Origin of the sequence: Lacticaseibacillus baoqingensis, assembly GCF_003946165.1 — a bacterium.
GTDB classification, from domain to species: domain Bacteria; phylum Bacillota; class Bacilli; order Lactobacillales; family Lactobacillaceae; genus Lacticaseibacillus; species Lacticaseibacillus baoqingensis.
In genome coordinates this window covers 24,415-38,079 of the sequence record NZ_RHOI01000028.1, presented here as the reverse complement: position 1 = coordinate 38,079, position 13,665 = coordinate 24,415, and the positions used below count along the sequence as shown (strand labels likewise).

11 protein-coding genes are annotated in these 13,665 nt (G+C 52.4%); 7 read left to right on the top strand and 4 right to left on the bottom strand.

Annotated elements, in window-relative coordinates; all coding sequences use genetic code 11:
* Positions 1-252 precede the first annotated feature (252 nt).
* Entirely contained in the window at positions 253-1,116 is an 864-nt protein-coding gene (locus EKM91_RS10755) for an LPXTG cell wall anchor domain-containing protein (RefSeq protein ID WP_125753919.1), read from the top strand.
* An 87-nt stretch (positions 1,117-1,203) separates the two neighbouring features.
* Here EKM91_RS10755 and EKM91_RS10750 read toward each other — a convergent pair whose 3' ends face one another.
* Positions 1,204-1,863, bottom strand: coding sequence for a histidine phosphatase family protein (locus EKM91_RS10750; protein WP_125753918.1), 660 nt, complete (start codon positions 1,861-1,863; stop codon positions 1,204-1,206).
* A gap of 94 nt (positions 1,864-1,957) precedes the next feature.
* On the opposite strand from EKM91_RS10750, the gene EKM91_RS10745 reads away from it, so the two are divergent.
* Together EKM91_RS10745 and EKM91_RS10740 are read left to right on the top strand one after the other, a co-directional pair.
* Entirely contained in the window at positions 1,958-2,179 is a 222-nt protein-coding gene (locus EKM91_RS10745; RefSeq protein WP_125753917.1) for a hypothetical protein, read from the top strand.
* Positions 2,180-2,255: 76 nt separating this feature from the next.
* Positions 2,256-3,362 (top strand): DUF4767 domain-containing protein, encoded by a 1,107-nt coding sequence (locus tag EKM91_RS10740; RefSeq protein ID WP_164508548.1) that lies wholly within the window; start codon positions 2,256-2,258, stop codon positions 3,360-3,362.
* 68 nt (positions 3,363-3,430) lie between these two features.
* On the opposite strand, the gene EKM91_RS10735 is transcribed toward EKM91_RS10740, so the two are convergent.
* From EKM91_RS10735 to EKM91_RS10725, 3 genes are all read right to left on the bottom strand, one after another.
* The gene (locus EKM91_RS10735; protein WP_125753915.1) at positions 3,431-4,285 is read right to left on the bottom strand and encodes a hypothetical protein; all 855 of its coding nucleotides are present in this window, start codon (positions 4,283-4,285) and stop codon (positions 3,431-3,433) included.
* 85 nt (positions 4,286-4,370) lie between these two features.
* Positions 4,371-5,273, bottom strand: coding sequence for a proline-specific peptidase family protein (locus tag EKM91_RS10730; protein ID WP_125753921.1), 903 nt, complete (start codon positions 5,271-5,273; stop codon positions 4,371-4,373).
* A 46-nt stretch (positions 5,274-5,319) separates the two neighbouring features.
* Positions 5,320-7,140: a monovalent cation:proton antiporter family protein gene (locus EKM91_RS10725; protein ID WP_125753914.1), complete on the bottom strand. Its 1,821-nt coding sequence runs from the start codon at positions 7,138-7,140 to the stop codon at positions 5,320-5,322.
* A gap of 939 nt (positions 7,141-8,079) precedes the next feature.
* Here EKM91_RS10725 and helD point away from each other — a divergent pair.
* The 4 genes from helD to feoB all read left to right on the top strand — a co-directional run bounded on the left by helD (position 8,080) and on the right by feoB (position 13,664).
* Positions 8,080-10,371, top strand: a complete 2,292-nt coding sequence (helD, locus tag EKM91_RS10720; RefSeq protein WP_125753913.1) for an RNA polymerase recycling motor HelD — start codon at positions 8,080-8,082, stop codon at positions 10,369-10,371.
* A gap of 3 nt (positions 10,372-10,374) precedes the next feature.
* The gene (locus EKM91_RS10715) at positions 10,375-10,845 is read left to right on the top strand and encodes an acyl-CoA thioesterase (RefSeq protein WP_125753912.1); all 471 of its coding nucleotides are present in this window, start codon (positions 10,375-10,377) and stop codon (positions 10,843-10,845) included.
* A gap of 217 nt (positions 10,846-11,062) precedes the next feature.
* On the top strand, positions 11,063-11,539 hold the full coding sequence (locus tag EKM91_RS10710) for a FeoA family protein (RefSeq protein WP_125753911.1): 477 nt from the start codon (positions 11,063-11,065) through the stop codon (positions 11,537-11,539).
* A gap of 1 nt (position 11,540) precedes the next feature.
* On the top strand, positions 11,541-13,664 hold the full coding sequence (gene feoB / locus EKM91_RS10705; protein ID WP_125753910.1) for a ferrous iron transport protein B: 2,124 nt from the start codon (positions 11,541-11,543) through the stop codon (positions 13,662-13,664).
* The last annotated feature ends 1 nt before the right edge of the window (position 13,665 follow it).

Below are 13,665 nucleotides of genomic sequence, written 5' to 3'. Positions count from 1 at the left end.
GAAGACATACTGCGACACCAGCTGGCAGCCCAATGCAAACTGGCGCATCGTTTCTTGTAACAACAGCGCATCCTCTGCAGTAAGTGTGATGCGCAGCTTTAGGGTGACGGCTTGTTCCATGGCTATCCCTCCACAGAGATTATAGCAAACACACGTTCGCGTGTAAAGGCGTTAAACTAACAAAGGAGAAGCAGGTACAGGACAGCATTCCTCACCTGATTAAAATCAGGTGTTTCCTGCTAAAACACTATCATGAAAACTTTTAATCCCTATTGGTTCTTAGTCCTGCCTGCAACCGGGCTATTATTAACGACCAGCTTGTCAACGGCGCAACCGGTGGCTGCCCAAACCCAGATCACCATGCGTCAAGGTGTGGAATTTTCGGTCAACCACATGGACATGCACCTGCCAGCAGCCGAAAACATGGCGAATTCTGGCATCCCGCAAGTCGTCTTTGGGCGCACCTACACCGGGACGATGATCATGCCTTATACCAATGCGAATGGGCCGGTGCCAGCCAACCGGATCCAACTGATCAGCAACAACCCGCAAGTCACCGTTAAGACATTAGGCGGCACTGCAGCGGCAGATCCAGATAACGCCCATAGTGGGGTCATCACCATGCAGATCCAAGTCACGGTGGCGGCGACTGCGCCTGATCCGGTGTATGCGAATATCAAAGTCTACTTTGATGGTCGGCCATGGGCAACTGGGACGTCACAAACCCAAAAGTTTATCAAAGCGGCTGAAAAGCCGGCGCCGCAACCCAAGCCTGAACCCGCACCCAAGCCGGAACCAGCACCAAAACCAAAACCGGAACCCAAGCCGGAACCAAAACCGGAACCAAAACCGGAACCCACACCAAACCCAGCGCCAGCACCAAACCCGCTGCCTGGGCAAAACCCAGTCCCTGGCAGTCGGCCGAAAACTGACGCTAAAGGCGATCCCGCTGCCCACACGCAGCCAAAAACACCTGCGGCGACGCCTGGCGTACCAACTGACAATACCTTACCCCAAACTGGCGCGCACACCGCGCGTGGGTTAGCGGTGATCGGGGTGATCTTTTTAGGCTTAGTGGCAATGCTTTTGAAGATCCATCGGCAAACGAAGCCATAAGCCAATGCCTGGATCGATCAATGCACAAATAGGCGCCGCAGCCGCTGCTCTAATTTTGAGCAGTCGCTGCGGCGCCTATTCTCGTGGTTATAAACTGGTTTGGTTGTAGCTTAAGATCTTGACGCCTTGATCAGTCAAGGCGATCTTGGTGACAGAGCCATTGAGTGGCGCATCGGTGACTTTGAAGCCATCTTCTTTGCCGAATTTATCGACGATGCTGCGGATGGTCGTGCCATGGCTGACCAAGAGTACATTGTCGCCGTGCTGATTGTCTTGGCGTAAAAGCTTGAAGCCTTTTTGCAGGCGATTCCAGTAGGTCAGCGCATCTTCAGCGGCCCCAAAAGGATCGGCTTCATGCATGAAATCCTTGGAGGCATCTACGCCATACTTAGTGATCAAGGCCTTGAAATTGGGGGTGTCATGCGGCGCGCCAACGGCATACCAAGTCTTGGGAGAATCTTCGCCTTCATAATAACCATAGAATTGTTCGCGGAAAAACGGGGTGATGGTCAGCTCCACGTTGCTATTCATATTGAGGCTGAGGATCTTGCGCGCCGTTTTGCTGGCCCGCATGGTATCGCTGGAGTAGGCGTGGGTGAAGGTGATATGTTTGAGCATTAGCCCGGCGCGTTCGGCATCGGCGAGGCCTTTTTCGGTCAGTGGAGAATCGGACCAGCCTTGCATCTTGTTGAAGCGGTTGAACCAAGTTTGACCATGGCGCACTAAGTATACCGTGACTGTTTTCATGTTGTGACCTCCGGATTCGTTTGGCTTTAGTTTAGCACAAAGACGTGGCGCTTGCGTCAGTGTCCTGATAGACTAAAGCTAAGGAGGAAGGCAAATGAATCGTTTTCAAAAATTAGCCCAAAGTGCCAGTGCGCAAGGCGCCAGCTCTGGCAGTTATTGGGTGATCTCGGCAGTGATCGCGCTTGGCGGCGGCGGGTATGTGACTTATTGGTTGTGGCCTAACCATCCCTTAGGCGCGATCGCGGCTGGCGCAGCGTTTCTATTGGTCGGGGGTTATGACTTGTATCTTGCCCGCAAGGTCCACCAGCGCAAATAAAAACGGCCAAAAAAGGCCGTTTTTATTTGTTTTTTTGCAGGTTGCGTGGCACTCTATTCTAGAAGAGGTGGGAATCATGAAAATTTGGCAAACAGCAACGGTGTTGAGCCTTGGGCTGCTATTGGCGGGTTGTGGCGGTCAACAATCGGCGAAATCTTCTAGTATGAGCATGATCAAGGCGAGCAGTCAGTCAAAAACTGGGGTCAAGATCGCCTGGGATGAGGCCAAGGCAAAAAAACTGGCCGCGTTTATGCAAGACTTCGGCACTACGATGAATCAGTCCTATATCCCAGTCAGTGCCACGACGCATGCGCAGTGGCAAGGTACCGATCTGGCCGAGATCTACAAAGCCAATAAGCCGGTGAATGTGGCAGGCAAAACGACGCCAATGACTTGGCTGCCGGCTGATGGTCAAGCCAGCAAGACCCAGCCTAATGTGGTGGCCGTTTATGTCGACGATGCCGATAAGATCTTGTACTTATTCACGCTAACCGCAAACGGCCAAGCGCAAGCACTAGTCAGCCAAGCTGCTGCCAATGCAGATGTGCTGACTGTCAAACAAACGGCCAATACGGATTTAGCCAGCGGCTATCAAGCCATTGCAGCCGGCCAAGCAGCCAGTGCCGAAAACAGCCAAAGCGGCTCGCAACCAGCCAGCAGCAGCGACTCACCTGATGCTGGCGCCGCCAGCCAACATGCGGCGGCTAATGCGGCTTCAAGCGATGCGGTTTTCGACAGCAGCTATCAACATAAATGGTACACGTATGACGATCCTGGCGATGGCACGAGTGAGCTGCATACGTGTCAATTTGCGGCTAATGAATCGATCTATGATGGTGAAGCAGAACCGGTTTATCCGATTTCCATGCGCACTGCCGCTGATCAGGCGGCGCTCAATGGCGATCCGTCAAAGATGGATCCCAAAAAGGAAAAATGGGGCGCAGCGACCAGCATTAAGGCTGATGATGGCTCGCATTGGATCAACGTCCGCGGATGGTATCAAAGCGCCGGGGATGGCGGTTATTACCGCGTCGTTAACCGTAATCTTGACGGGCAATCCGTGCCGGTGTTAGAGGATGCTTATGGGGCCGGGATCTGGCACGGCAGCAATTATTTCTTGTCGCCTGCCTTAGCCCAAAAATACAAAAATATCATTTATAGTGACGAACATAAACAAGAGTAAAGCAAAAAACCAGCACCAACGCCTCAATTGCAGGCGCTGGTGCTGGTTTTTGGTTTCTGGTTTTTGGTTTAATGTAAACTAGTCGCGACGCGGATCAAGGTCAACGCATCGACGCCGTTGGCGGTATAAAGGGCATTGCCGCTGCGCCAAGTGATCGTGTTCAAGCGCATGCCGCCGGTATTGACGCGCAAGTTGACTGCGCCGTGAGTGGCAGGCGCAGGCAAGGCTAAGGTGCTAAACAAGGCGACGGCTTGTTTAGCCAGCGGCAAGCCATCTTCTTGGTTCATATTATTGGCTTGGACCGTGATCGACCAGCGGCCTTCTTGCCACGTGGTGTAAGTCGACCCGGCGCCGCCTTGTTGCATGGCCTTGAGGTTATCACCAATAGGGATCGTGGCATTGGCCGCGGCCACTGGTTGATAATTGATCGCAGCTTCTGCACTGGCGGCATCGCCATAGGTTTGCTTGCTTAGCTCGATGGCAGCAGCGTTGGCATGCACGTTTGGCGTGTTGAAGGCATCAGCTTGATCAGCCGTCCCATAGTAGATATGGTAATTCGCTGAATTGCCGGTATAACTGGCATTAAGTACTTGATTGCCAGTGGGGTAAGTGCTTGGCAGCAATGCGCCTGGCAATGCCGCGGCCAGCTGATGATTCAAGGTGGTCAAACGATCGCCTGTGGCTTGCGGTGCCGCAGCACTTTGGCTGGCCACCGGTTTTGCCACACTGCTTGTAGCGACACTGCTGCTGCTAGTAGAGGAACTGGCGACGCTGCTTGATTTGGCTGCCTTTTTCTTACTGGTTTGCGTCTGGCTCACTTTTTCCTGGCTGCTTGAGTCAGTTGATTTGGTGTCGTGATTGCCGCACCCTGCGGCCACGAGCATCAAGGCCACTGCTGGTAAGAAGACCCAACTTTTCTTCATTGATACCGCCTCCATCCTTTCCTTCATTATACCGCCAATTGGGACACAAGAAAAAGCCTCAGCGAAAGCTGAGACTTTTTCTTAATTAATCGGTGAAGTTGCCCGTTTCCACGTCTTGGATGAATTGCTTGAGGTGGGCGAAGTATACTGGCGGGTTATCGATCATGTGGTGATGGCCGCCATTGGGAGTGGTGACCAAGCGGGCATGCGGGATCACTTCGGCCATGCGTTGAGCCGATTTCATTGGCATGGTTTCGTGTTCGCCGAAAGTCAACAAGGTCGGCACGGTGATCTTGTGGATCTCTTTGGAAATGTCCCAATCTTTGAGCTTGCCGGTGACCACGAATTCGTTATCGCCTTGAAAGGCGTTGTAAACAGGCGTTGCCATGGTCGAGATCAAATGGCTGATCGCCGGCGGCTGTTTGCGATCGACATAGCCGGCGTTTAAGACGTCGACATATTTTTGGTATTGCGCGTCGTCCCATTTGCCTTCTTTTTCGATTTTCTTCATGTACTTGACCGCAGACGGCGGCAAGGCTTCTTCACGGCATAAGTTGACATGTTCGAGGTATTCATTGATGTTATCGACCATGCTGGAAATGATCGCGCCTTTGAGATGCTGCCCATACTTTAAGGCATAAAGCTGGACCAATGCGCCGCCCCAGCTTTGACCGATCAAGTAGAATTGGTCTAAGCCCAGCTTTTGGCGGACTTCTTCGACTTCGTTCAAGAAGTAGTCGGTGGTGAGGTACTTTTGGTTTTCTGGATCAGAATAATCCGGCTGATCGGAGTAGAAGCTGCCAAGTTGGTCATACATGTGGACTTGTACGCCTAAATCGGCCAGCTCTTCGCCAAAGTTTTCCCAATATTCGTGGGTGCCGCCAGGGCCGCCATGCAGGCACAGCAAGTGAATGTCGCCAGTACCTTGGGTGTTGGTCCATAAGTGGTACCCGTTATCCAAGGTCAAGATCGTGGTTCCTTGTTTCATCATGATCACCGCTTTCTATTAATAATCTTATTGTAGCACGCAAGCGTTAATTGAGCCGTTCCATTTGTTCCCGGATCTCAGCGACGGCGCGTTTATCCCCAGAGAAAATGATGTGATCGCCAAGATGGATCTGGGTGTCGCCATGCGGGGCGATGAAGTGCTTGTCGCGGTAGATCTGACTAATGGTGATGTCGTCAACAAAAGGCAGGTTTTTGACCTCCATGCCGGTAAAGCGGCGGTTGTTGACGGTGATCTCAAAGATCCCAGCAGTGGTGTCTTCGAGGATCTTCAACGTCGACGGCGTTTCGATCAGCGAGCGTAAAAGCGAAATCGACGCGTCGATCGTGCTATAAACTTCCACTCCGGCGGCACGCAGTTCATCATAGCGCGGGTTTTGGACGTTTTTGGATTCAAAGCGGGCAATGATCCGCGGCACCTTGGCCGCCAGCGCCCATTGTGCCAGCTCAAAGTTCTTATCATGATCAAAATACGCCAGCATCACGATGTCAGCATCATAAGCCCCGGCTTCGCGCAAGGCGCCTTGAGAAAAGGCCGGCATCAGTTTGACGTTGGCTTCGGAATTATACGTGCGATATTTTTGGGGATCATCGGTGTACATCGTGATCTCGTATAACCCAGAGGCGAGCTGTTGGGCGATCGGCACGGTCAAAATGTTGGTGCCGATAAAATGCACCACGGTTTTTTTGAAGTCCTCTTTTTCAGCGCGGTAAAACCGGTTGAAAAGGATCGGACTGAAGATACACGTGATGATCGCCGCTAAGGTAAAGGCACCAGATTGTTCGGCAGAAATGATCCCTAAACTGCGGCCAATGGTCAAAGCCGGCACGACCAAAGTGATCGTGGTGGAGGCCAAAAACGTCCCGGCAATGGCATTTTCATTGCGGAAGCGCAGCCGCAAGATCACGGTCAACAAGGCTTTAGCAAAGAAGAACCCGATCAGTAACAAGGGGATCAAGGCCAAGCTATGCGGATCAGACAGTAATTGCTTCAAGTCGATCTTGGCGCCGGTCATGATGAAGAAGATCGGGATGAAAAAGCCATACCCTAAGCTGGTGAGCTTGTCTTGGGTCTCTTCTCTAGGCCGCAAAAGCTTCATGACGATCCCGGCCAAAAAGGCGCCTAAGATGTTTTCAGCGCCGACGGTTTCTGCCACCGTGACTAACGTGATGATCAAAAAAAACGCCAGGCGAATGTCTAATTGAGTCGTTGATTTATCGATCCGCGCAAAAAACTGATAAGGCCGGCGAAAGCGCATCAACAAGTAGATCGCAACGATAAAGATCACCAACAGCCACCACACACTGCGACTCGAAGAGCCATTGATCGACGCGTATACCGTCAAGGATAACAGCGGTAAGACTTCCCCTAACGCGGCGATCAAGAGAATGGTTTGGCCAAATGGTTTGGATAGCAGTTCCTTTTCTTTCAACGCCGCGATCACCACACCCAAGGCAACCGTGCCGTAGACGATCGTCGCAAACACCGCATGGTCGAATAACCCGGTGAGCTTCAAGATGAAGGCGAAGACCGCCGCCATGGCGATGATACTGGCATAGCTGATGACGGCTAACTTCGCCGGGCCGATCTGCGTGGCGTTTTTTTGCGGCTTGAATAAGCTGAAGTCGATTTCCATGCCGGAAAGAAACATCAACACGATCACCCCTAGACTCGAAAGCTCAGTCAACACGGCGTTGGTCGTCACGATCCCCAACAGGCTTTTACCCAAGACGATCCCGGTGACGATTTCCGCCACGGCAGTCGGCGTGCTGGTAATGTTGAACTTTGCCATCACTAAAGGAATCGCTAAAGCGGCAAACAAGACGATCAATAACGATAAACTGTCCATAAATACACCTCCATGCATTCTAGGATAAGATACCGCAAAACAAGGGAAAAAAACAGTGAAAAACAAGGGCGGAGAGTTGCGCGGAGACGATGGACTTCGGCGGTGTATTCATAGGGGGGATAGTGTACTGGTTTGGGGTTGGCGTCGAGCTGCACACCGCAACGGGGTCGCAGATAAGTGATCCCGGCCACGGCACGGCTTTGCCGCACCTCACCAGGCTCCCTTATCTACACCCCTAAACCCGCGGTGCTCCGCTCTGGGGTTTGGCGTCGAGCTGCGCAAGGACAACGTGAGCGCAAAATAAAACCACCGGCGCTGTGTTGCGTTGCAACCCATCACCAGTGGCTGTTATTTTGACTCACTAAGTACGTCCTTGCTTCGCTCTGTTTTTTTTTCGAGCTGCGCACCGCATGGGTGAGCGTTCTAACCGGTCTCGGCGGCGTGTGGCTGCGCCACCCACCACCAAGCCCTGTTAGCCCGTCACCCATAACCGCGGTGCTCCGCTCTGGGGTATCGTCGAGCTGCGCAAGCCAACGCGATTGCGTCTAAGTCATCCCGGTCACGCCGCGTGCCGCGACGCACCCAGGCTGCCTTAGCCACATCGCTAAGACCGGCTTGCTCCGCTCTGGTTTATCGGTGCAACGGCATTGCGCATAAGTCGTCTCGTGCACGCGATGGCGTTGCCATCACGCACCCAAGCCGCCTTATGCACATGCCTAAATGCGCACCACTCCGCTCTGGTGTATCGTCGAGCTGCGCAAGCCAACGGGGTTGCAGATAAGTCATCGCGCCACGTTATGGCTGACGCCATAACGCATCACGCCGCCTTATCCACACCCCTAAGACCGGCTTGCTCCGCTCTGGTGTCGTTGTGGAAATCTTCGAATAGTGGTAGTATATTAAAACGATTATTTTGTCGCGATTAAGGGGGAGCAGCCTGTGGCAGATTTGGAGCAACAATTCGAACAGACCCATCTTGACGGTATCATGGATGAGCTTGGCCAAGCCAATAAGCGCTTGAGTGCCGAGATCGACCGGACGAAGGCCGAAGAGAAGTCGTTGAATAAGAATTTCTTCAGCGATTTCTCGATCAACTTGACAAACGATGCCGAAACCATCGAAACCGCGGCCAGCATTCAGCAACAACAACAGATGCTGGATGAACGTGCGAATGCTTGGCAACAATCAAGTGCACAGTTGAAAACCGTCCGCCGGTTACAGCAAAATCCGTTTTTTGCGCGGATCGATTTTCAAGAAGGCAGTGAAAAACCCGAGACGATCTATATCGGCTTAGGCTCTTTCACCAATGCCCAAGGCAAGTTTTTGATCTATGATTGGCGCGCGCCGATCAGCTCGATCTATTATGATGGCGGTTTGGGCCAGGTGACTTACCAAACGCCAGACGGTCCGCAAACGGTGCAGGTCAACTTGAAGCGGCAGTTCGTGATCGCCAATGGTCGGATCCAGACGATGTTTGATACTACTGAAACGATCGGGGATCAGATGCTGCTGGAAGTATTAGGCGAAAAGTCTGATACCCAAATGAAGAGTATCGTCACGACGATCCAGCGGGAACAAAACCAGATCATCCGCGATACGTCTGCAGAACTGCTATTTGTGCAAGGTGCCGCTGGTTCTGGGAAGACTTCCGCAGTGTTGCAGCGCGTCGCGTATTTGCTTTATCGTTATCGCGGTAATCTGAATGCGAGTCAAGTGATCATGTTCAGCCCTAATCAGCTGTTTTCTGATTATATTGGCAATGTGCTGCCAGAACTTGGCGAACAAAACATGGTGCAGTTCACCTTTTACCAATATGTGACGCGCCGAGTGCCAAATATTGCCGTCCAGGATCTGTTTTCGCAGTTTGAAGTCGTGCAAACGCCGGCGCAAAAGCAAGTGGCCAAACTCAAAGGCAGCTTAGCCTTCTTTGACGCGACTAAAGCTTATGCGACCAGCTTGGAGCAAAGCGGCATGAAGTTTCGCGATATCCGCTTCCGCGACACCGTCTTTTTCTCCAAGCATCGCATCCAAGAGATCTTCTACAGCTTCAACGCCAACTATCATTTGGGCAATCGCTTGAGTGCGACCAAGGAACGGCTGATCAGTATGCTCAATCGCAAGGTCGAATCGACGATGAAGTCCAAGTGGGTGCAAGAAGCAGTCGAAGACTTGTCGGCAGAACGCATTCGCGAGCTGCAAGCCAATGGTCCTGGTGAATTCAAAAACTCGGATGAAGAATACCGCTTCTATGCGCGCAAGATCGTCATGGATGCGTTTGAATCGATCCAACAAGCCATCGTACGGAATCATTTTCTCAACAGCCGCGGGCAGTACTTGGCGTTTTTGAAGAGTGCCGGCAAGTTTGTGGACTTGAGTGCATTTGGCTTGAGTGAAGCCCAATGGCAAGCAGATGTTGACGACTTCTTAGCTGAATTCAAAAATCGCCGCTTAGCGATGGCCGATGCCACGCCGTATTTGTACCTGTATGACTTGATGACCGGCCGTCACGGCGAGCGCAACATGCGCTATGTCTTCATCGATGAGATCCAAGACTACACGCCGTTTCAACTGGCGTACTTGCGCACCAGCTTTCCTAAGGCGCGCTTCACGTTATTAGGGGATCTGAATCAGGCGATCTTTACCAAGTCAGAATCGCACACCTTGATCCAAGACGTCGCCAAGTTATTTGACCCGGACAAAACGCGGGTGATCCAGTTGACGCAGTCGTATCGTTCGACCAAGCAAGTAACGGACTTTACCAAGGCGATCTTGCGCAGCGGCCAAGCAATCAATGCTTTTGATCGCCAAGGTCCGCTGCCGACCATCAGTGTCAAAGCCGATGAGCAGGCGCTATTAACTGAGTTAGAAGCGCAACTGAAAGTCAATGACGCCGCCAAGCAAACCACGGCGGTGATCGCCAAGACCTTGGAAGAATCGGAACATATTTTCCAATTGATGCATGCGGCAGGGATCGCGGCGACTTTGATCAAGAGTGAAAATCAGCGGTTGGCCGCCGGCGTGATCGTGGTGCCGTCTTATCTCGCTAAGGGCTTGGAATTTGATGCGGTGATCTTGTGGCAAGCCAATGCCCACTTCTTCCATGAAGAAGATGAGCGCGAGTTGTTATATACGATCGCCAGCCGGGCGATGCATCGCTTGACGATCTTGGCCAGCCCTGAACTGTCGCCATTATTGGCGCAAGTGGCACCGGAGTTGTACGAAAAGAGGTAATTGGTGTTGAAACAAAGTTTGACCAAATCGATCGCCAGCCACCGGATCTTTGAAGGACAAATGAATGAGCATGACAGTTTGTTTGGCGGCCAGACCTTATCTTGGCTTGATGAAAGCGCGTCGATCGCCGCGCACCGCTTTGCCCGGCGGCAGCTGGTGACCGGCAGCGTGGATTCGATGGTGTATGCCAACCCGGTGTTGATCGGCAATGCGTTGATCTATACCAGATTTGTCACTGGGGTCGGGACTAAGTCAATGGAGGTCTTCACGAAATTAGTCGGCGAAGATCTGGATACTGGCGAGCGGTATTTAGCCGGTTATGCGTTTTCGACCTTTGTGTCGACCACGACGGTGCCTTTGCCGAGTTTGGAATATGACGAAGCAGAAGGGCAAGCGATCGCGGCCGGTTACACCAAGCGCCGCGCTATCAACCGCCAGCGCCGTCAAGAAGCGCAATTGATCAGTTTAGACTAACCATGTATGCAGTGTGCCGACGATGACACACTGCTTTTTTTGAGCAAAATGTATTCGCTTACCTGATTTTGCTTTAGGTTGTGCACAAGTGATTGTATCCAGATGACTAATTTTTGTGCACAACTATGATTTAGCCAATGAATTTTGTGAAATGCCCCACAACTTGACTAAAAAACGGTACACTGGGGCTAATTGAGACTATAGGAGGCGGCGCGGCATGGAAACCCTGACAGCATTAAGGCAAACTGGTGATTATATCATTATGGCGATCACTGGGCGCGAACGGTTGAATAAGCATTTGGCCGAACTCGGCTTGCTGCCAGGCAAGCGCATCACCGTGATCCAAACCACCTCTGGCGATTCGGGGATGCTGGTGTATTTTCAAGGCCAGCGCTTGGCGATGAGCGTGGAGATCGCGTCGCAGATCCAAGTCCGCCCGCTGAATGCAGAAGCGTCTGCGGACGCGATTCCTTTGGCGTCTTTGGCTATCCATAAAATGGGCATCGTGGCCAAATTAGCCGGGCAGCCGGCATTGCGCCATCGGCTGATGGATATGGGCTTGACCAAAGGGACCTTGATCAAAGTCTATAATGTGGCGCCTTTGGGGGATCCAATGGAATTAGTCGTGCGCGGGTATAAGTTAAGCATTCGCAAGCAAGACGCGCAGGCGATTTTAGTCGAGGAGGTAGGCTGATATGGCAGATGACATGACGATGGCATTAGTGGGCAACCCCAACTCGGGGAAAACCACCTTGTTTAACGCCTTGACTGGGGCCAAACAAGCGATCGGCAACTGGCCTGGCGTGACCGTGGAGCGCAAGGCGGGGCGCTTGCGCAAGGATAAAACGGTCGTCTTGCAAGATTTGCCTGGGACTTATTCGCTGTCGCCTTATTCCAGTGAAGAAATCGTCACCCGGAATTTTTTGATCGATGAAGCGCCGACGCGGGTGTTAAACGTGGTGGATGCCACGAACTTGGAGCGGAATTTGTATTTGACGCTGCAAGTGATGGAAACCGGCCGGCCGCTGATTTTGGCGTTGAACATGATGGATGTGCTGGCCAAAGAGCACCGGCGTGAGATCAACTTGAAAAAGCTGAGCTATGTCTTAGGGGTGCCGGTAGTCGGTATCAGCGCAATCAAAGGCGACCACGTTGAGGAATTGGTCGATCAAATGCTTGACCATGATCCGCAATGCGGCTGTTATCCATATCCAGAATATGACCCGCGAGTCGAATCGGCATTAAGCATGATCCAAGATCAGCTCACCGCGATTCCGCAAGCCAAGCGGCGCTGGTATGCGATCAAGTTGTTTGAACGAGACGAACAGGTCCAAAAAGCCATCAACTTATCAACGCAACAGCGCAGTGAGATCGAACAAACGATCGCGACTGCAGAAGGACTGTTCGCAGACACCTCTGATTCGATCATTGTCAATGCACGCTATGACTATATTGCCCGCATCATTGCCATGAGTGTCGTGGATAAAGAAGACTTCTCAGAAAGCATGTCAGACAAAGTCGACCGCATCGTCACCAATCGCTGGCTGGCGCTGCCGATTTTTGCGGTGGTGATGTGGGCGGTGTATTATCTGTCCATTCAAACCGTGGGCACGATCGGCTCTGATTGGCTCAATGATACGGTGTTTGGCACTTGGCTGCCGCATGTGGCCACCGGAGCTTTGCACGCGTTGAATGTGGCGCCTTGGCTGGAAAGCTTGATCGTTGATGGGATCATTGGCGGCGTTGGGGCGATCTTAGGGTTTTTGCCACAGATCATGATGTTGTTTTTGTGTTTAGGCATCTTGGAAGATTGCGGCTATATGGCGCGCATCGCGTTTGTGATGGACCGGATCTTTCACCGGTTCAATCTCTCAGGCAAGTCCTTCATCCCGATGTTGATTGCGACTGGCTGTGGGGTCCCAGGGATCATGGCGACGCGGACGATCGAATCTGAAAAAGACCGCCGCATGAGCATTATGTTGACGACGTTCATGCCGTGTTCGGCGAAGCTGACGGTGATCGCTTTAGTGTCTGGGACCTTTTTCCCGCACCAGTCTTGGGTGGCGCCGAGTGCGTATTTCATCGGCATCATGGCGGTGATCGGCTCTGGGGTCTTCTTGAAAAAAACGCAATTGTTTGCCGGGCCGCCGTCACCATTCGTGATGGAATTGCCGGCATATCACCTGCCAAAAGCCTCTAATATCTTGCGTTCCGTATGGAGCCGCAGCCGCGCCTTTGTGTATAAGGCGGGGACTTTGATCTTCGCGTCTTGCGTGTTGTTATGGTTCTTGGCGAATTTCAACTTTCGGATGCAAATGGTGGCGCAAAATCAAAGCATGCTGCGGTCCATTTGCGGCGCGATCGCCCCGGTTTTTGCGCCGCTGGGCTTAGGGGATTGGCGCGCGACAGCTGCGATCTTCTCTGGATTGATCGCCAAAGAAAATTGCGTCGGCACCTTCCACATTGCCTTTGGCTCTGGCAGCATGGCACAATTTGAAGCACAGTTGCGCGCTGCTTATGCGCCGATGGCCGGTTATGCGTTTTTGGTTTTCAACTTGTTATGTGCGCCTTGTTTTGCCTCGATCGGCACCATGCGCAAAGAATTCGGCGAAGCGCGGTGGACTTGGTATGCCATTGGCTATCAAACCGCGGTGGCCTACATGGTCGCCACGATCGTCAATCAAGCCGGCGCTTTGATCGCCGGCACCGCCTCTGTTTGGGGGTTAAGCTTGGCGATCGCGGCTTTAGGTTTGATCGGGTTTGGCTTGTTTATCAAGCGTGCGCAAGCACAAAAGCCGTTGGCAGCGCAAGCAATGTAAG

What these genes read in the sequence shown, in the direction of transcription:
- EKM91_RS10755 (WP_125753919.1), top strand. Translation starts at nt 253, where the DNA reads ATGAAAACTTTTAATCCCTATTGGTTCTTAGTCCTGCCTGCAACCGGG.
- EKM91_RS10750 (WP_125753918.1), bottom strand. Translation starts at nt 1,863, where the DNA reads ATGAAAACAGTCACGGTATACTTAGTGCGCCATGGTCAAACTTGGTTC.
- EKM91_RS10745 (WP_125753917.1), top strand. Translation starts at nt 1,958, where the DNA reads ATGAATCGTTTTCAAAAATTAGCCCAAAGTGCCAGTGCGCAAGGCGCC.
- EKM91_RS10740 (WP_164508548.1), top strand. Translation starts at nt 2,256, where the DNA reads ATGAAAATTTGGCAAACAGCAACGGTGTTGAGCCTTGGGCTGCTATTG.
- EKM91_RS10735 (WP_125753915.1), bottom strand. Translation starts at nt 4,285, where the DNA reads ATGAAGAAAAGTTGGGTCTTCTTACCAGCAGTGGCCTTGATGCTCGTG.
- EKM91_RS10730 (WP_125753921.1), bottom strand. Translation starts at nt 5,273, where the DNA reads ATGAAACAAGGAACCACGATCTTGACCTTGGATAACGGGTACCACTTA.
- EKM91_RS10725 (WP_125753914.1), bottom strand. Translation starts at nt 7,140, where the DNA reads ATGGACAGTTTATCGTTATTGATCGTCTTGTTTGCCGCTTTAGCGATT.
- EKM91_RS10710 (WP_125753911.1), top strand. Translation starts at nt 11,063, where the DNA reads ATGGAAACCCTGACAGCATTAAGGCAAACTGGTGATTATATCATTATG.
- feoB (WP_125753910.1), top strand. Translation starts at nt 11,541, where the DNA reads ATGGCAGATGACATGACGATGGCATTAGTGGGCAACCCCAACTCGGGG.